Annotated in this window: 14 protein-coding genes, 1 riboswitch and 2 other annotated features; of the genes, 7 read left to right on the top strand and 7 right to left on the bottom strand. The window is 41.4% G+C overall.

Annotation, left to right across the window (positions count from 1 at the left end; all coding sequences use genetic code 11):
- Positions 1 to 37: 37 nt before the first annotated feature.
- The 7 genes from CFK37_RS17380 to CFK37_RS17350 all read right to left on the bottom strand — a co-directional run bounded on the left by CFK37_RS17380 (position 38) and on the right by CFK37_RS17350 (position 6,859).
- Complete coding sequence (locus CFK37_RS17380) at positions 38 to 1,087, bottom strand: alanine racemase (RefSeq protein WP_089063061.1); 1,050 nt, start codon at positions 1,085 to 1,087, stop codon at positions 38 to 40.
- Positions 1,084 to 2,229, bottom strand: a complete 1,146-nt coding sequence (locus CFK37_RS17375) for a M20 metallopeptidase family protein (protein ID WP_089063060.1) — start codon at positions 2,227 to 2,229, stop codon at positions 1,084 to 1,086. The genes CFK37_RS17380 and CFK37_RS17375 overlap by 4 nt, the downstream gene beginning before the upstream one ends.
- A gap of 87 nt (positions 2,230 to 2,316) precedes the next feature.
- Positions 2,317 to 3,033, bottom strand: coding sequence for a 2,3,4,5-tetrahydropyridine-2,6-dicarboxylate N-acetyltransferase (gene dapD, locus CFK37_RS17370; protein ID WP_089063059.1), 717 nt, complete (start codon positions 3,031 to 3,033; stop codon positions 2,317 to 2,319).
- Between the two features lie 3 nt (positions 3,034 to 3,036).
- Entirely contained in the window at positions 3,037 to 3,768 is a 732-nt protein-coding gene (dapB, locus tag CFK37_RS17365) for a 4-hydroxy-tetrahydrodipicolinate reductase (RefSeq protein WP_089063058.1), read from the bottom strand.
- 1 nt (position 3,769) lies between these two features.
- Positions 3,770 to 4,651, bottom strand: a complete 882-nt coding sequence (dapA, locus tag CFK37_RS17360; RefSeq protein ID WP_089063057.1) for a 4-hydroxy-tetrahydrodipicolinate synthase — start codon at positions 4,649 to 4,651, stop codon at positions 3,770 to 3,772.
- 3 nt (positions 4,652 to 4,654) lie between these two features.
- The gene (locus CFK37_RS17355) at positions 4,655 to 5,641 is read right to left on the bottom strand and encodes an aspartate-semialdehyde dehydrogenase (protein ID WP_089063056.1); all 987 of its coding nucleotides are present in this window, start codon (positions 5,639 to 5,641) and stop codon (positions 4,655 to 4,657) included.
- Between the two features lie 15 nt (positions 5,642 to 5,656).
- On the bottom strand, positions 5,657 to 6,859 hold the full coding sequence (locus CFK37_RS17350) for an aspartate kinase (protein WP_089063055.1): 1,203 nt from the start codon (positions 6,857 to 6,859) through the stop codon (positions 5,657 to 5,659).
- Positions 6,860 to 6,976: 117 nt separating this feature from the next.
- Positions 6,977 to 7,154: riboswitch (Lysine riboswitch) on the bottom strand.
- Positions 7,155 to 7,348: 194 nt separating this feature from the next.
- Between CFK37_RS17350 and CFK37_RS17345 the strand changes: the two genes are divergently transcribed.
- The 7 genes from CFK37_RS17345 (at position 7,349) to CFK37_RS20220 (ending at position 17,203) form a co-directional block, all read left to right on the top strand.
- Entirely contained in the window at positions 7,349 to 8,521 is a 1,173-nt protein-coding gene (locus tag CFK37_RS17345; RefSeq protein ID WP_089063054.1) for an LL-diaminopimelate aminotransferase, read from the top strand.
- 103 nt (positions 8,522 to 8,624) lie between these two features.
- Positions 8,625 to 8,842 (top strand) — a binding site (T-box leader).
- A gap of 43 nt (positions 8,843 to 8,885) precedes the next feature.
- Positions 8,886 to 9,100 (top strand) — a binding site (T-box leader).
- Between the two features lie 106 nt (positions 9,101 to 9,206).
- On the top strand, positions 9,207 to 10,301 hold the full coding sequence (locus CFK37_RS17340) for a bifunctional 3-deoxy-7-phosphoheptulonate synthase/chorismate mutase (protein WP_089063053.1): 1,095 nt from the start codon (positions 9,207 to 9,209) through the stop codon (positions 10,299 to 10,301).
- A gap of 42 nt (positions 10,302 to 10,343) precedes the next feature.
- The gene (hisC, locus tag CFK37_RS17335) at positions 10,344 to 11,426 is read left to right on the top strand and encodes a histidinol-phosphate transaminase (RefSeq protein WP_089063052.1); all 1,083 of its coding nucleotides are present in this window, start codon (positions 10,344 to 10,346) and stop codon (positions 11,424 to 11,426) included.
- Between the two features lie 23 nt (positions 11,427 to 11,449).
- The gene (locus CFK37_RS17330) at positions 11,450 to 12,553 is read left to right on the top strand and encodes a prephenate dehydrogenase (protein ID WP_089063051.1); all 1,104 of its coding nucleotides are present in this window, start codon (positions 11,450 to 11,452) and stop codon (positions 12,551 to 12,553) included.
- Positions 12,554 to 12,795: 242 nt separating this feature from the next.
- On the top strand, positions 12,796 to 13,761 hold the full coding sequence (locus CFK37_RS17325; RefSeq protein WP_089063050.1) for a bile acid:sodium symporter family protein: 966 nt from the start codon (positions 12,796 to 12,798) through the stop codon (positions 13,759 to 13,761).
- A gap of 164 nt (positions 13,762 to 13,925) precedes the next feature.
- Positions 13,926 to 15,617 (top strand): IS1182 family transposase, encoded by a 1,692-nt coding sequence (locus tag CFK37_RS17320; protein ID WP_245837248.1) that lies wholly within the window; start codon positions 13,926 to 13,928, stop codon positions 15,615 to 15,617.
- Between the two features lie 416 nt (positions 15,618 to 16,033).
- Positions 16,034 to 17,203 (top strand): hypothetical protein, encoded by a 1,170-nt coding sequence (locus CFK37_RS20220; protein WP_089063049.1) that lies wholly within the window; start codon positions 16,034 to 16,036, stop codon positions 17,201 to 17,203.
- Positions 17,204 to 17,217: the final 14 nt, after the last annotated feature.

The raw sequence follows: 17,217 nt of genomic DNA, 5'->3' as shown, positions 1-17,217 counted from the left end.
GATTGAGGGATGCTTTCCTTTTAAAGGAATAGCACCCTTACCCGGTAATTTCTAATCTCAGTGAATAATGGTTCAATGCACTCATTTGTTCGGAGTTCGCTCCGACGCCGAGATGCGTATAATCATCTACCCGCAGGCTGTCGTTATAGAGATAAACAGTGTCACCAGTTGTTACGTCCTGATCCACAGTAATCAGCATATGGCTCATCATCAATGCACCTATTGGGTAACGCTTGCCATGAATCATTACATCATATTTTGCTCGTGTTCTAAGCACTCCGTCCCCGTAGCCAATATCACATATAGCTATTTTACAGTCGTTTTCCGCTATGAAAGCACTTGAGTAACCAGAGCTTTCACCTTGTTTCAGTTCCAATGTCTGGATAACATTAGTGCATAAGGTAATGACTGAGGGAGCGGTATCCGGAGCTAGTTCGTGATACGGCCTTGATCCGTATAACAGAATGCCAAGCCGCGCGTGTGTGTGGGATGGGAAGATCCCGTCCCGCATATAAGAGGCACTGTTCTGCGCATGAATGAATCGGAAGTTGCGTTCTGATGCGTGAATGGTATCAAGCATTGTCAGCCAGTTTTGTTTTTCTACCTCGTATTCGGGTGAATTAATTTCATCAGCATATGCGAAATGGGTCCATACCCCGCTAACAGTGACTGCATTCTCTTCTAATACCTTCTGCATTTCAGCGGCATAATCAAACCCGGAACGCCGCAACAGGTTTTTATACTCCAGATGCACCTCAATCCCTTTCAAATCATTTTTATATGTTTCATAAAAGGTAAGTGAAGGCAGTGTCATGGCAATGTTATTATTCCGAAGTGTTTCGAATTCGGTCGAGGGATTCATTAGAAAAATATAAATCTTATCGCTTTTTTTACGGAGTTTAACAGCTTCAATTAGTGATGTGGTCGCAAAGGCGCGAATCCCAGCCTGGAAAAAGGTATCGAATGCCAGGTCAAGCCCAATGTTGTATGCATTATTTTTTACTACCGCAAGGATGTTTACATTATTTTGAATGCGTGCTGCCTGTTCGTATAGGCGCTTCTTGTTGATTTGCAGTCTTGCTGTCATTTTACTTCACCAAACTTTTCAAGTATTTTTACATAGTAATGGACACCATAAACCAAAGATTTTTCATCAAAGTTAAATGATGAGGTATGGAGTCCGCTTGTATGATTTTCATTTTGCACACCCATAAAGGCAAAATGCGTTGTGGCAACCTTACTGTAAAAGGAGAAATCTTCCCCAAATAGATATGGCTTATTCTTGATGATCACTTCAAGCCCCGCAGCTTTGGCACAAACTGAACTAAGTGGTAAGAGCTGTTTAGCGTTTATAACCGGCGGATAGCCTTCCGCGAATTCAACGCGGCAATTGGTATTGAACAATAAGTCACTGCTTTGCACGATGCTATTTAGTTTATCCTGAACCGTTGCAAGGTCTTTCATGTCATACGTCCGGATTGTTCCTTCCAGATAGCCGGCTGATGCGACGGTATTGATTGCTTCCCCCGCTTGTATCTTGCCAATATGGATAATGTTCTGATTCAGACCACTCAAATGAAAATTTTGAAGCTGCTGGATTTGGGTCACTATATGGTTCAATGCACCGAGCGCACTTGCGCCATTTTCTTTGTTGGCAACGTGCGCAGAAGTGCCATCTATGTAGATCCGGTATTCGGTTGCACTCGCCGTCAGCGGTCCGCTTTTAGTTAGGAATGTGCCCACAGGATTATCGGGCATTAGATGCAACCCGAAAATCGCCGCTGGTGCATAATCGTGAAACGGGAATGTGCTGGTCAAATAGTTGGCGCCCCCCATTGATTCCTCAGATGGTTGAAAGATTAATAGAACATTATGTGGTAACGACTTTGTATCTTGCATGTTTCTGCATCTTTCAGCAAACGCAAGAAGCATCGCTGTATGACCATCATGGCCACACGCATGCATGATGCCATTGTGCTGAGACCTAAACGGGATGTCGTTTGCCTCCTCAATGGGGAGTCCGTCAATATCCGCACGGAAACCAAGCGTCATATCAGAATTACCTTTCAAAAAAACGATAGTTGCTGTTTCCATTGGCGTTAAATAGGAGATATCAAGCTTATCCAGTGTCTTTCTAATATACGCTGCAGTTTTAAATTCCTGAAAGCCAAGTTCAGGTATTTGATGAAGTTGTCTTCGATGTTCTGTTAAGGTTTGTTCTAACTCCATATTTTTCACTCCAAAAATTGATTGATTGGTATGTGCCGCTTCCTGACTAAGGAAGGATGCGCCTGAACTCGGGAGACTATTACTCTTTTACTGATTTAATTTCCTAAGCGCCTGCACAATTTCCCTTTTGCCACCTTGGACGTCGCTAGCCTGTTTGATTACGCGTGCGGGTACACCTGCGACAACTGCGCCTGCAGGAACATCTTCCGTTACAATGCTTCCCGCTGCCACTACGGCACCTGCTCCGACTGTAACACCTTCCAGTATGACGGCGTTTGCTCCGATTAGGACATCATCTTCTACTACAACAGGACTTGCACTTGGTGGTTCAATTACACCGGCCAAAACTGCGCCAGCACCGACATGTACGTTTTTACCTGTTGTTGCACGTCCGCCAAGTACAGCGTTCATATCAATCATCGTGCCTTCACCGACAACCGCACCAATATTAATGACAGCACCCATCATGATAACTGCATTTTTCTCAATTACGGCGTGTTCACGGATGAATGCGCCCGGCTCGATCCGAGCATTAACTTCGGTAGCGTCAAGAAGTGGAATGGCACTGTTCCTGCGGTCCTGTTCAATAACATGATCAGCAAGTTTATCCTTATTAGCTTCATAGAAAGGCTTCCAGTCCTGCAAGTCAGCAAAAATGGTATAGGAGTCGTTTGAGCCGTAAACTTTGAAATGACCTGGAAATTCCTCTTTTTTAAAGCCTGTGTTCACATAAATTTTGAGTGGAGTTTTCTTTTCAGAATCGCTGATATATTGGATAATTTCTTCTGCAGTAAATTCTTTCATGGTCTATTCATCTCCTAAATTTGTGTAAGTATAAAAACCGTGTTCCTTATTGATAAGTTTTTCCGCGACATCTATCGCACCGTTTGCAAATATATCTTTTGACTGAGCCTTATGCTGGATGGTGATGACTTCATCATGACCAGCGTATAAAGCTTCGTGCTCACCGACAATCGTACCGCCACGAAGGGAATGGATGCCAATTTCATTTTCCTTACGCTTTTCATCATATGTATGACGGTTATACATAGGTTCAGCATTTTCTCTAATTCCTTTGATTGCATCATAAAGCTTTACTAATGTGCCGCTTGGTGCATCCACTTTTTTGTTGTGATGGCGCTCTGTCAGTTCAATATCGTATGAGTTGAGCAGGGGGGTAGCAAACTCAACAATCTGTTTCAGTATATGCACCCCATAGCTCATATTTGCACTATAAAATGTTGGCAGGTATCTGGATTTTTCTTCCATCATGTTGACAATGACTTCTTTTTCCCCGGTTGTGGCAATGACAAGCGGAAGGTTTACGTCCGCCTCAAGCAGGTGTTTCGTCAAGTCCGGATGGGAAAAATCAATTAATACATCTGCATCCGGCAGCTTGTTGAAATCAGTAAAAATGGGATATGGGACATCTCCTTTTTCCTTTTTTAGTGCCACCCCGGCTAATTCGTGCCCACGTTCTTCAGCGAGCCTCGCAACTCGCTTGTTCATTGCTCCGTATCCCAAAAGAAGGATTTTCATGTTATGCACCTGCTTTCATCAAATCGAATGTCTCAATCAGTTTTTGTTGTTCATTTGCTTCAAGCGGCACAAGTGGTAGGCGAAGATCATAGCTGCCAAACCCAAGATGTGCGGTCAGTACCTTAATCGGAATTGGGTTGACATCAACACCAAGCGCTGTCAGTAGTGGATACAGCCGATAATGGATTGCTTTTGCTTCATTCAGGTTATCAATTGAACGCTCGTACATCGTTTGGAACTCATTTGGCAGAGCATTTGCAGCGACCGAGATAACGCCATCGCCACCAAGAGCCAGATAGGGAAGTGCCGTATCATCATTTCCGCTGTAAAATGCAAACGATTCATCTGTCAGCAATTTTGCTTTTGAAAAATAATTCAAATCACCAGTTGCATCTTTTAGACCCACGATGTATTTATGTTTACTAAGTGCTTTTACTGTCTCTGGTTCAATCGTCATACCTGTCCTTGAGGGAACGTTATACAAAATGGCTGGCAGGCCTGTGGAATCCACGATTGATGTGAAGTGCTCAATCAGTCCGCGTTGGCTTGTCTTATTGTAATATGGTGTAATGAGTAACAGGCCATCAACGCCGATATTTTTGGCTGCCTTTGAAGCTTCAATGGATGCCTTTGTTGAATTGGAGCCAGTGCCTGCAATTACAGGCACCTTTCCAGCAGCCGTTTCAACCGCGATTTCCAGTAGATGATTTTTCTCTTCAAGTGACAGTGTGGACCCTTCGCCAGTAGTGCCATTAATAACAAGACACTGGATATTGTTCTCCATTAAAAACTGTAAATGACGCTGAAAGCTATTGTAATCGGGCTTTTCATCGCTAAAGGGTATCGGGACGGCTGCACCAATCCCGGTGAATATATGAGCCATATTTTATCCTTCTTTCGTATCAATAAGTTGTTGTAGAATTTGTACGGCGTTTAATGCCGCGCCTTTTAGTAAATTGTCACTTGTCACCCATAAATGATATGTGTTTTCCATGCTTTCATCTTTGCGGATACGACCAACAAATACATCTTCTTTGCCTGCTGATCCCAGTTGCGTTGGATAGACATTATTTTGCGGGTCATCCTGTAAGACAACATGGTCATTCTGATCAAATACTTGCTTTAATTCTGCAACTGAAGGCGAATCGTCTAATGTTACGTTCATTGCTACACCATGACTGTTCTCAACGGGGACCCGGACACAAGTGGCAGTTACTTTCAATTCGTTCAGCCCCAGGATTTTCCTTGTTTCCTCGATCATTTTCACTTCTTCTTTTGTGTAGCCATCTTCAAAGAACACGTCAATGTGCGGGATGGCGTTATTATAAATAGGGTGAGGGTAGTTCATAGGTGCTTCACCATTCTCGCCGCGTTTTAAATCCTGAATACCATTTACACCAGATCCTGAAACTGCCTGGTATGTCGTATAGCTTACACGTTTGACGCCGAATGCATCTTCCAGCACTTTTAACGGGATAACCGACTGGATAGTGGAACAATTCGGATTGGCAATAATTTTTCGGTTAAGCACGGGCCTATTTACTTCCGGAACAATTAAGTCGATGGTTGGATCCATTCGAAAAGCACTCGAATTATCAATAACAATTGCACCGTTTTGTTCAAACAAGGGGGAGAATTTCAAGCTTGTACTGCCACCCGCTGACATAAGCACATAATCAAAACCTTCTGCTGTTCTTGCCTCCGTTAATTCTTCTACACGGTATGTTTTGTTTCTGAATGTTAATTCTTTCCCTGCAGAGCGGCTGGATGAAAAGAGCACAAGTTCATCACAGGGGATATCTTTTTTCTCAAGCACGTCAATCATTTTCCGGCCTACAAGTCCTGTAGCACCTACAACAGCAATTTTTACCATTTAAACAACCTCCATTTATAATTCAAAGCGTTCACACAATAGATGTGCCGCTTTTTCACTGTTTCTTGCATCTACTACATAAGATATGCTGATCTCTGATGTTGTGACCTGATAAAAAGGAATGTCCGCTTCTATCAGTGTTCGAAACACTTTGGATGCGACTCCAGTCATATCACGCATGCCTGAACCGATTACCGAGACCTTCACAAAATGGTTTTCAATTTTATAATACAGGCTAGGATAATCCTGCTTGAGACGGAAGAAGATAGTATGTAATTGCCGCTCTTCCGTATCTTTCATCGTGAATGACAACTGAAGCCCCTCATTGTTGACTATTTGTGAAATCATATCAACATTGATTTCTTCCTGTTCCAAATTAATAAATGCTGCATCCATTAAACTTGTATCATAATGTGGGTAGTTCAATGTCACGTGAATCATATCTTTATCAAGCGCAACACCTGTGACTGCTTTTTTCTCCAGCATTTCTGTTTGTGACATAATCCACGTTCCTTTCGCGTCTGATAATGTTTTGCCTAAGTAAATTGGAATGTTGTAGTTCTTAGCGATTTCTACACTTCTCGTTACAAGAACTCCAGCACCGAGAGCACTCATTTCCATCATTTCTTCATAGGACACCGAGTCAAGGCGTTTTGCCTGCGGATAGATTCTTGGGTCGGTACTGTATACTCCGGCAACGTCTGTATAAATTTCACAGGGGCATTCATGTGCAGCGGCAAGTGCAATTGCCGTTGTATCAGAGCCGCCACGGCCAAGTGTCGTGATTTCATTGTTGGTATTGAACCCTTGGAAGCCAGCAACAATCAGGACGTTGTATGTTTCAAAAAGTTGTTCAAACAATGTATTATTGATTCTCGAAATCTTGCTTTTCAAGTGGTGGCCAACTGTTTCGATACCAGCCTGATACCCGGTCAGCGGCTTTGACTTAACAGCCATATCATTTAAGACAATGGACAGGTAGGAAATGGTTTGTTGTTCACCAGTCGTAAGCAGAACAGCCAAATCCTGTTCATTTGGTGTACTGGTAATCGAGCTTACTTGTTGTAAAAGTTGATCCGTTGTTTTGCCCATTGCACTGACAACGACAACCAGCTGTTCACCCTGTTCCACCCGCTTTTTTAGGTAATTCGCAATTTCTTTGATTTTCCCGAGGCTGCTTACACTTGTGCCACCAAATTTTAGTATGCTTCTTTCCATAAACTAATTGCCCTCTTTCCCTGTTGATCAAAACTTGCCAATTAACGGGTGCCCCGCGCTTTTGTATTAAAAAAACAAGCCAGCGCATGCCGACTTGTTTTATGATGTGTCTTATATACAAGTGGAAGCACTCCATTATTACTAGAATAATGACAGACCGCACACTATTAATCTACAGTCCAACGATGTCTGTCTGTAAACAGAACATTGTTTCGGCAAATTTCCCTTTCGCTTATTACAATTTACAGATTTTACGTAATAAGGTACTGATGATTTCTGCTCCTCATCCATTACTTATTCAGTTGTTTTGTTAAAGTTGTATTCGATTATACGAAAGTTTCAAAGAATTGTAAACCCTGAATTTTTATTTTTTGTGAATGGGTAGCAAAGTCCTTGACGAATAAAAAACGACTTAGTATGATATATCATCACAATCAATCATAGATTATACTTTACCTAAGTATAAATAAAAACTGGGGGCTTTATTCCATGAAAACGAGGTCAACAAGGCTTTCCAACATACCTCCTTATAAATTTGCGGAAATACAAAAGATGAAGAAAAAGGCGCTAGAAGCAGGGATCGATGTGATTGATTTGGGAGTCGGTGATCCAGATCTCCCGACACCAAATCATATCGTAAATAAACTTACCGAGGAACTGCAGAATCCAGCCAATCTAAAGTATCCTAGTTTTGCGGGCTGTCAGGAATTTAGGAAGGCCGTTGCAGTGTTTTACAAGAAAACCTACAACGTAGAGCTCGATCCGGATACGGAGGTTCTGGCCTTAATCGGCTCCAAAGAAGGAATAGGGCATTTATTACCATCGGTCATTGATCCCGGTGATTATGTACTTGGACCGGATCCGAGCTATCCCGTGTACCGGATGGCCACGCTTTTAGCTGATGGAAAGTATCATAATATGCCACTCGAAGCAGCAAATGACTTTAAACCAAATTTTGACCAGGTCGGGGAAGAAGTTTTAAAAAAAGCAAAAGTAATGTTTCTCAACTATCCAAGCAATCCAACAGGGGCTACGGTGGACATTGCATTCTACAAGCAGGCGGTTGATTTCGCTCAGCAGCATGATCTGTTGGTTATTAGTGATTCAGCATATAATATGGTGACCTATAATAATTATATAGCGCCAAGTATATTAGAGGTAGAAGGTGCAAAAGAAACAGCTGTTGAGTTTGGCTCATTATCCAAGGCGTATAGTATGACGGGATGGCGCGTTGGCTATGTTGTTGGAAATAAGGATGTTATCAAGTCCTTATCAATATATAAAAGCAATGTTGACACAGGTGTATTTACACCAATCCAACTAGCTGCTGCCCATGCCTTAACAAGTGATCAAAGCAGTGTTTCCGAATATAATCATGTATATAAACAACGCATGGATACGATGGTTGAGGCCTTGCAATCGATTGGCATTGCCGCAAAGCCGGCGAGGGCAGGATTTTTTATTTGGGCACCTGTGCCCGACGGTTTTACTTCGGAGCAATTTGTCACTACTGTGTTTGAACAAACAGGTATTATTTTCACCCCCGGAAATATTTTTGGACCTGGAGGAGAAGGATATTTTCGATTATCTCTTTCCATACCAAATGAACGGATCTACGAGGCTGTGGAACGAATCCGGCAGGGTCTTGAGATTCATTTGTAAGGAAATGGATTTACCCATTTTAAAAAAAGTTTTAAATTAGTGTTGACAAACGATCCTAAGCGAGCATATAATATGAAATTATAATTTAGAAAAATTAAAACAATTTTTAGCAACGAAGGGACACAGTAATGTCTTATCTCCCTGTACAGAGAGAGCTGATGGTTGGTGTGAATCAGTCAAAGATAAGGCACGAATTACACTCCTGGAGCTTCTTTTTCGCTAAAGCGGAGAAGACGGTCTTATGATCGTTAACAATGATAAAAGTGGTGAAGGATTTCCTTTCACAACTAGGGTGGTACCGCGATTATAATCGTCCCTACTGTTTAATCAGTAGGGACTTTTTTAATACCAAAAAAGAATATTTTTATAGGCAACGAAAGGAAAATAGTAGTGTTTTATCTCCCTGTTACAGCGAGCTGATGGTAGGTGCGAATCAGCCAAAGATAAGCATGAATTACACTCCTGGAGCTTCTTTTTCAAAGGTGAAAAAGACGGTCATTTGATCGTTAACAATGTTAAGAGGTGGACAGAAGTTATGTTCACAATATGGGTGGTACCACGGTGAGAATCGTCCCTGTCGTTTCAAAGAGCGACAGGGGCGATTTTACTATATTAACTTGAAAGAGGTGATGCTTTTTTCGCCCCGGCTTTACCAAATAACAAAAATATTAGGAGGAATTACAGTATGAGTACAAACGAACTAGCACAATTACGTGATCAGATAGATGGAGTTAACTTAGAAATTTTAAAATTATTAAATGAGCGTGCAGAGATCGTTCAGGAAATTGGTAAACAAAAAGAAAAACAAGGGATCACCAGATTCGATCCGGTCCGTGAACGTCAATCGCTTGATCTGATCAATGACCACCATAATGGACCATTTGAATTATCAACCGTACAACATCTTTTCAAAGAAATTTTCAAAGCAAGCCTGGAGCTGCAAAAGGATAATCATAAAAAGGCATTACTGGTTTCTAGGAAGGCCCGCCCCGAAAATACGATTGTTGATGTCAATGGCCAAAAAATTGGCGACGGCGAGCAACGGTTCATTATGGGTCCATGTGCAGTTGAAGGTTATGAACAAGTAAAAGCTGTGGCATTGGCAATGAAACAGCAAGGTCTAACGTTGATGCGTGGCGGTGCGTTTAAGCCAAGAACTTCTCCATATGATTTCCAGGGGCTTGGAATCGAAGGCTTACAAATATTAAGAAGGGTTGCGGATGAAGTGGGAATGTCGGTTGTTAGTGAAATTCTCACACCACAAGACGTTGAAACAGCTTTGGATTATGTTGATGTCATTCAAATTGGTGCCCGTAACATGCAGAACTTTGAATTACTGAAAACGGTTGGAAAAGTGAAAAAGCCTGTTCTGCTTAAACGTGGACTTTCTGCAACCATTGACGAATTTGTTAATGCAGCGGAGTACATTATTTCACAAGGGAACGATCAAATCATTTTATGTGAGCGCGGTATTCGCACATATGAAAAGGCAACACGAAATACATTGGATATTTCAGCAGTGCCAATCTTAAAGCAGGAAACACATTTGCCTGTTGTAGTTGACGTTACCCACTCTACAGGGAGAAAAGACTTGCTGTTCCCAACAGCTAAAGCAGCCCTTGCAATTGGCGCGGATGCTGTGATGGCAGAAGTTCACCCGGATCCTGCAGTTGCTTTATCTGATTCCGCACAACAGATGGATATTGCGGAGTTCAATACGTTCATCAATGATTTAAAAACGTTTAAAGATAGATTAGTTCAGCAAGTTGTGTATAAGTAAGGGGGTATTAATGCCCCTTTCAAAAATAAGGAGTGAATCGGTATGAAATGGAAAAAGCAAATTCTAGGATTACAACCATATCAGCCTGGTAAGTCGATAGAAGATGTAAAAAAGGAGTACCAGCTTGACTCCATTGTCAAATTGGCATCGAACGAGAATCCGTATGGTTATTCACCGAAAGTCGATGAAGCCCTAAAGAATTTTGAATCATCCTATGTTCTTTATCCTGACGGCAATGCCTCCGAAATACGGGAGGTAACCGCTTCAGTATTAGGCGTGAACGAAAAACAGCTTGTTTTTTCAAATGGTACAGATGAACTTATTCAAATTATTTCAAGAGCAATGCTTGAACATGGTAAAAATACAGTAATGGCCAAACCAACTTTTCCACAGTATAGACACAATGCTGTCATCGAAGGAGCTGAGGTGCGCGAAGTCGAGCTTATCGATGGCTATCATGATTTGCATCAAATGCTGTTGGAAATTGATGAGAACACGGCAATAGTTTGGGTATGCAGCCCAAATAATCCGACGGGAAGTTATACTCCAAAGAAGGAACTTCAAGCATTTCTTGAAAAAGTTCCGAGTGATGTATTAGTTGTGCTTGATGAAGCTTACTACGAATATGTAGAAGAACCATATGATTCGCTTCCGTTTATTGAAAAATATCCGAATCTGGTCATCATGCGGACATTCTCAAAAATATATGGGCTTGCCAGTTTTCGTGTAGGTTACGGGATTTCGTCTGAGGAAAATATCCAACGGCTTGAATCCGCCCGCCCGCCATTTAATACAAATGTGCTTGGCCAATTAGTTACATCCGTCGCAATGACAGACCAGGACTTTGTGGCTGAAAGTCGTCAACGTAACGCGCTGGAACGGGAGAAATATTACCACTTTTGCAGGGAGCATAATCTTCATTTCTATCCATCTGAGGGAAATTTTATTTTAATTGATTTCGAACGTGATGGGGACGAAATTGCTCAATTTTTATTATCCAAGGGTCTCATTGTCCGCTCTGGCAAAGCACTGGGCTTTCCGACGAGCGCCCGCATTACAATTGGTTTAGAAGAGCAAAATGAACGTGTGAGAAATGCGTTAAAAGAAATAATGGTAAATGTGTAGCACCATAAACAGGAGGGCTTTTCATGCATGGAAATGTATTTATAGTGGGACTAGGATTAATTGGAGGTTCTTTAGCCCTCGCAATTAAAAGTAAACATCCTGATGCAACGATTTATGGCTTCGATGTGAAAAAAAGTGGAATGGAGATAGCACATGCACGCAATGTAATTGATGAAAAGGTTGAATCCTTTCGCCAGGGAGCCGAATTAGCTGATGTTATTATCCTTTCAACACCGGTACTGGAAATGGAAAAACTAGTAAAGCAATTAGCGGGTTTTGCTTTAAAAGAAGATGTTCTGATTACGGATACAGGGAGTACGAAAGGCAGAATTATGGAGCTAGCTTGCGATTTGCGCGATGAGGGGATAACGCTTATCGGCGGACATCCGATGGCAGGTTCCCATAAGGCTGGTGTGGAAAGCGCAAAGGCCCATTTATTTGAAAATGCGTACTATGTATTAACACCGCTTGCTGATACACCATCCCGCAAATTAGAGGAGCTGCAGCAATGGCTTTCCGGAGCAAAGGCCCATTTCCTAGTATTAGATACAGAAGAACATGACTATATTACAGGTGTTATTAGCCATTTCCCCCATATTATTGCAGCGAGTTTGGTTAACCAGGCCAAAAAATATTCCGATAAAAATTCGCTTATCAGCCTGTTAGCCGCGGGGGGTTTTCGGGATGTAACCCGGATTGCGTCCAGCAGTCCGATTATGTGGAAAGACATTGTCAAACAAAATCGTCTTAATCTACTGGACTTATTGGAAGACTGGATGACGGAAATGCGCAGGATCCAGCAGGTCTTAAGGGACGAAGATGAACTGGCAGTTAATCGTTTCTTTGAAGAAGCAAAGGAATACCGGGATTCGCTACCAGTCCGTTCGAAAGGAGCGATTCCCTCCTACTATGATCTCTATGTGGATGTAATGGACGTGCCAGGTGCAATTGCAGGAATTACCTCATTACTGGCGGAACATGAAATTAGTATTACGAACCTGCATATAATTGAATCCAGGGAAGGGTTGCTTGGCGTTCTGCGAATTAGTTTTCAGAAGGATGAGGATCGTTCCAAGGCACAAGTCTTGCTAAATCATAATGATTATAAGACATATGAAGCGGCCTAAGAGATTTTTTATTTGGTATTTTACGACGCTGCCTGAGGAGTGGCGTCCAAATTTTTAATAGTATCTTCACTCTCATTCTTTATAAAAAATGTAATCGCTCCCATTACTGAAAAGACCACGTTTTATTTTTCCATCCCTCAATAATAATTATTCTAATAGTAATCAATAGTCTGAAAAAACTGTGGACAAACCAATTCCGAGGTGATATATTAATAAGAATTTATTTTGAAGGAGGGTCTATTTTGAAGACATTGGAGAAAATCAGCAGTTTTGCTGGCAATACATTTGCATTATGGGTTATTTTATTTGCTATTGTAAGTTTCTTTTTACCTGGTGGTTTTACATGGATTGCACCCCATATAGCGTTACTGCTTGGAGTTATCATGTTTGGAATGGGGCTTACGCTCTCATTAAGTGACTTTAAGGCAGTTTTTCAGGCACCGAAAAGTGTGCTTATTACGGTGTTAGCTCAGTTTATCATCATGCCGCTCCTTGCATATGGACTGGCAACCGTTTTTCAACTTCCCGCAGAGGTTGCGGTGGGCGTTATATTAGTGGGATGCTGTCCTGGTGGTACGGCCTCTAATGTTATGACTTTTCTAGCTAAAGGAAATACAGCTCTTTCTGTATCGGTAACGGCCGTTTCAACATTACTTGCACCGGTTCTAACACCTGCACTAACTTTGCTTCTCGCAAGTAAGTGGCTGCCTGTATCGGCTGGAAGTATGTTCCTGTCGATTGTAAAAATAGTGGTGATCCCGATTGTACTTGGGATTGTAATCCGTTTATTATTCCGTAAACAAGTAGAAAAAAGTGTGGCTGCATTACCACTGGTTTCCGTAATTGGGATTGTCGCAGTAGCATCAGCAGTAGTTGCGGTGAATACCGAAAACATTGTCAAAGAGGGCTTACTAATTTTCGCTGTAGTTGTCTTACATAATGTATTAGGGCTTGCGCTCGGTTTTGCTGCTGCGAAAACCTTTAAACTGGACTTTTACGATCAAAAAGCTGTTTCCATTGAGGTTGGCATGCAAAATTCCGGTCTTGGCGCTACATTAGCACTTGCCTATTTTTCACCAATAGCCGCAGTTCCAAGCGCCATCTTCAGTGTTTGGCATAATATCTCAGGTCCGATTCTGGCGACGTGGTGGGGGAAAAATAGTGAATCCGCCACACCGCCTACAGACCATAATCAAAGAACCGCCTAATAAAAAAGAGGCTGGGACAAAACCCAGTAAATAAAAAAGCGTGGCACTCACCGTTCAGGTGACATACCACGCTTTTTTTATATAATCGTTTATTTTTACTAAACAAAAAGAATCCCCTTTGATAGAATTAAAGTAACCACACAATAATTATCGGAGGGATTCTTATGTTTAAAAATTATAACATAAATCAAGTGGTGTTGCCTTTAGATTTAGAAATAAAATTGGACAAAAATGATATTGCCTATGCAGTAAATGATGTTGTAACACAGATTCCGGAGGAAGCATTCGCTGCCTTTTCCCGTGAAACTGGATGTCCAGCCTATCACCCACAAATGATGATGAAAATTATCTTATGTGCCTACACGCAGTCGGTTTTTTCTGGAAGAAAAATGGAAGGGTTACTTAAAGATAGTGTGCGTATGATGTGGTTAGCGCAAGGTTATGAACCAAGTTATCGTACAATCAATCGTTTTCGTGTGCATCCAGAGGTGAAAGAACTACTGCGTCAATGTTTTGTGCAATTCCGTTGTCAGCTAGTGGAAGAAAAACAAATTGATGAAGAAGCGATTTTTATTGATGGAACCAAGATTGAAGCGAATGCCAATAAATTTACGTTTGTATGGCGGAAATCGGTTGAAAGGTACAGTGCTAATTTGGTGGAAAAATCCAACCAAATGTATGATGAATTATTGGAGAAAGAAATTCTTCCGGAAATCGAACGGGAAAGCCTGGAGGAACTGTCCACGAAAGAACTCGAAAAAGTAGTGGAGCAGCTGGATGGCAAGGTAGAAGCGTATGACAAGAAAATAGAAGCGAGTGAAGACGTAAGCGCACGTAAAAAACTACGGTCTGACCGTAAAGCACCGAAACAATACCGCAAACAATTCAAGGATTATTTGGCGCGAAAACAGAAATACCAAAAAGACATGGAGATCTTCGGAGAACGCAATAGTTATTCGAAGACGGATCATGATGCCACTTTTATGCGAATGAAAGATGATTATATGAAGAACGGCCAGCTGAAAGCTGGGTATAATGTGCAGGCTGCAACCGAAGGACAATATGTGCTCGCTTATGATGTATTCCCAAATCCGACAGATACTCGCACCTTCATTCCATTTCTGGATAACATAGAAAATAATTACTTTAAGCTGCCAAAGCACATCGTGGCTGACGCAGGATATGGTAGTGAACAAAACTACGAAGATGTCATCGAGAATCGAAAACGCACACCGCTGATTACCTATAACCAGTATCGAAAAGAGAAGAAAAAGAAGCATAAGAATAACGCTTTCCATACAGCCAATTGGGAATATAATAATGAAGACGATACGTTTACCTGTCCAAATGGAAAACAATTAATGTTCAGCCACATGTCCAATCGAACAGATAAATACGGACTAACACGATCGTTTAAAGTTTATGAGTCTGAGGACTGTTCAGGTTGTCCATTGCGTTCCCAATGCACCAAAGCGAAGGAAGGAAATAATCGAAGAATTTATTACAACGAAAAATGGGAACAACAAAAAGAATACATTAAGCAACTGCTTTCGGAAGAGAAAACTGGTGAAATTTACGGCAATCGTAAAATCGATGTGGAGCCAGTCTTTGGATTTCTGAAGGCTAATTTGTGCTTCACTCGTATGTCTGTACGAGGTAAAGAGAAAGTAGAAAGTGAAATAGGATTTGCATTCATGGCGGTAAACTTGAGGAAGTACACCGCCATGAAGACAAAACAACCACTAGATAATCAAGACAATCCAACGAAAAATGGTTCTGATCATCAAAAACCGATGATCAGAACCATTTTTAAGTTATTTTTGGCTAGTTATGTCCCAGCCTCTTTTTTCAACTAAGGCAGGTTGAAGTCGGGCAAGGGAGTACGGAGCTTGGGCAGGAGTAGGTGGAACTTGGAGAGAGCAAGCCCAACTCGGGAGAAAAATAGCTGCATCCCGAGTTTAGCCGGTTTGAGACTCAACACACCGCGGTGATTGTGTTTGTTCCCTTTATCTCAATATGGTCCCGGGGAGATTCTGCTTTTCATAAAAGTAAAAAATTTTCCCACCCAATTCGTGGAAATAGTAGGTCTCTAAAAGCTAAAATTGGTAACCGCTTACTTTATTGCTATTACAGTTTTGTTATGGTGCAAGGTTACAAAAGTTATTCAAATTCAAATAATTCCACAGTAATAAATAATCTGAAAACGGCGTAGACAAATTGACTTTGAGGTGATATATTATTAAAAATTTACCGCATCAAGAGGAGGGTTTTTATGTTAAGCAATCCACTAATAGCTACAGTGTTAATTTTTGCTTTAATTGCACTTGGGGAGTGGCTGTCCATTGTGTCAAGAGCTAGAATTCCAATGCTGCTAACGGCAATGGTAGGCTTTCTGGTCTGTTCTTGGACAGGCATTTTTCCTGATGATATTTTGGAAAAATCCACTTTTCCAGCGCTAGGGGCCATTTTAATTGGTCCGGCAATCTTGCATATGGGTACGTTGATTCCCTTCTCCATTCTTAGAAGTCAGCTGAAAGCGGTAGTTATTGCCTTAAGTGGCATTGTTGTGGCGGGGATCCTGCTGTTGACAATTGTTCCATTAATTTTTGACTATCCGACAGCAGTTGCTGGTTTTGGTCCAATCAGTGGGGGAATTATTGCATTAATCATTACTTCAGAGAAGCTAACTGAACTTGGCCTGACTAGCATTATTGTTATACCTGCTCTAGTCGTTGCATTTCAGGGAGTGCTTGGTATGCCACTGGCGATGAACTTCATGAGAAGATACGCTATTAAATTGCGGCGCCAAATGGATGATGGGACATTCGAGCAGATCGCCAGTGCTGTTGAATCTAACGAAGAAGAAGTGCACAATGGAAAATCCGGTCCAATTAAATCCAGTGCGACTTTAAAATTATTTTTTGTATTTGTTGGTGCAGCAGTTGGAGTTTTTCTTGGGGAATTTACCCCAATTCATTACAGTTTATGGTGTTTGGCAATAGGACTGGTTGGTGTCAAACTTGGTCTGTTTGAAACAAAATCGCTGGAAAGGTCGAATTCATTTACTATTACAATGATGGGGATTATTTTTGTTGTGATTGGAACAATGGCGGATGTAACGCCACAAGATGTAATCACTAATTTACCAAGCATTTTGTTAATTTTACTGCTTGGCACATTTGGCATCGCACTTGGAGGTTATCTCGCGGCAAAAATAGTAAAATGGCATCCATTTAAAGCAATGCCTGTAGCATTAACAGCGCTGTTTGGTTTCCCAGGTGATTATATTCTTTGTGAGGAAGTTAGCAGAAGTGTTGCCAGGAACGAACATGAGGAAAAAATTATTTTTAATGAATTACTAACGCCTATGTTAATTGGCGGATTCACTACCGTAACAATTGCTTCAGTAATTATTGCAGGATTATTAGTTCAAACATTATAAATGGGGGTTATGAA

This window comes from Virgibacillus phasianinus, assembly GCF_002216775.1.
GTDB classification, from domain to species: domain Bacteria; phylum Bacillota; class Bacilli; order Bacillales; family Amphibacillaceae; genus Virgibacillus_F; species Virgibacillus_F phasianinus.
Note: the sequence above shows the minus strand (reverse complement) of the source record. Positions and strands in the feature narration are given on the sequence as shown.

What these genes read in the sequence shown, in the direction of transcription:
- CFK37_RS17380 (WP_089063061.1), bottom strand. Translation starts at nt 1,087, where the DNA reads ATGACAGCAAGACTGCAAATCAACAAGAAGCGCCTATACGAACAGGCA.
- CFK37_RS17375 (WP_089063060.1), bottom strand. Translation starts at nt 2,229, where the DNA reads ATGGAGTTAGAACAAACCTTAACAGAACATCGAAGACAACTTCATCAA.
- dapD (WP_089063059.1), bottom strand. Translation starts at nt 3,033, where the DNA reads ATGAAAGAATTTACTGCAGAAGAAATTATCCAATATATCAGCGATTCT.
- dapB (WP_089063058.1), bottom strand. Translation starts at nt 3,768, where the DNA reads ATGAAAATCCTTCTTTTGGGATACGGAGCAATGAACAAGCGAGTTGCG.
- dapA (WP_089063057.1), bottom strand. Translation starts at nt 4,651, where the DNA reads ATGGCTCATATATTCACCGGGATTGGTGCAGCCGTCCCGATACCCTTT.
- CFK37_RS17355 (WP_089063056.1), bottom strand. Translation starts at nt 5,641, where the DNA reads ATGGTAAAAATTGCTGTTGTAGGTGCTACAGGACTTGTAGGCCGGAAA.
- CFK37_RS17350 (WP_089063055.1), bottom strand. Translation starts at nt 6,859, where the DNA reads ATGGAAAGAAGCATACTAAAATTTGGTGGCACAAGTGTAAGCAGCCTC.
- CFK37_RS17345 (WP_089063054.1), top strand. Translation starts at nt 7,349, where the DNA reads ATGAAAACGAGGTCAACAAGGCTTTCCAACATACCTCCTTATAAATTT.
- CFK37_RS17340 (WP_089063053.1), top strand. Translation starts at nt 9,207, where the DNA reads ATGAGTACAAACGAACTAGCACAATTACGTGATCAGATAGATGGAGTT.
- hisC (WP_089063052.1), top strand. Translation starts at nt 10,344, where the DNA reads ATGAAATGGAAAAAGCAAATTCTAGGATTACAACCATATCAGCCTGGT.
- CFK37_RS17330 (WP_089063051.1), top strand. Translation starts at nt 11,450, where the DNA reads ATGCATGGAAATGTATTTATAGTGGGACTAGGATTAATTGGAGGTTCT.
- CFK37_RS17320 (WP_245837248.1), top strand. Translation starts at nt 13,926, where the DNA reads ATGTTTAAAAATTATAACATAAATCAAGTGGTGTTGCCTTTAGATTTA.
- CFK37_RS20220 (WP_089063049.1), top strand. Translation starts at nt 16,034, where the DNA reads ATGTTAAGCAATCCACTAATAGCTACAGTGTTAATTTTTGCTTTAATT.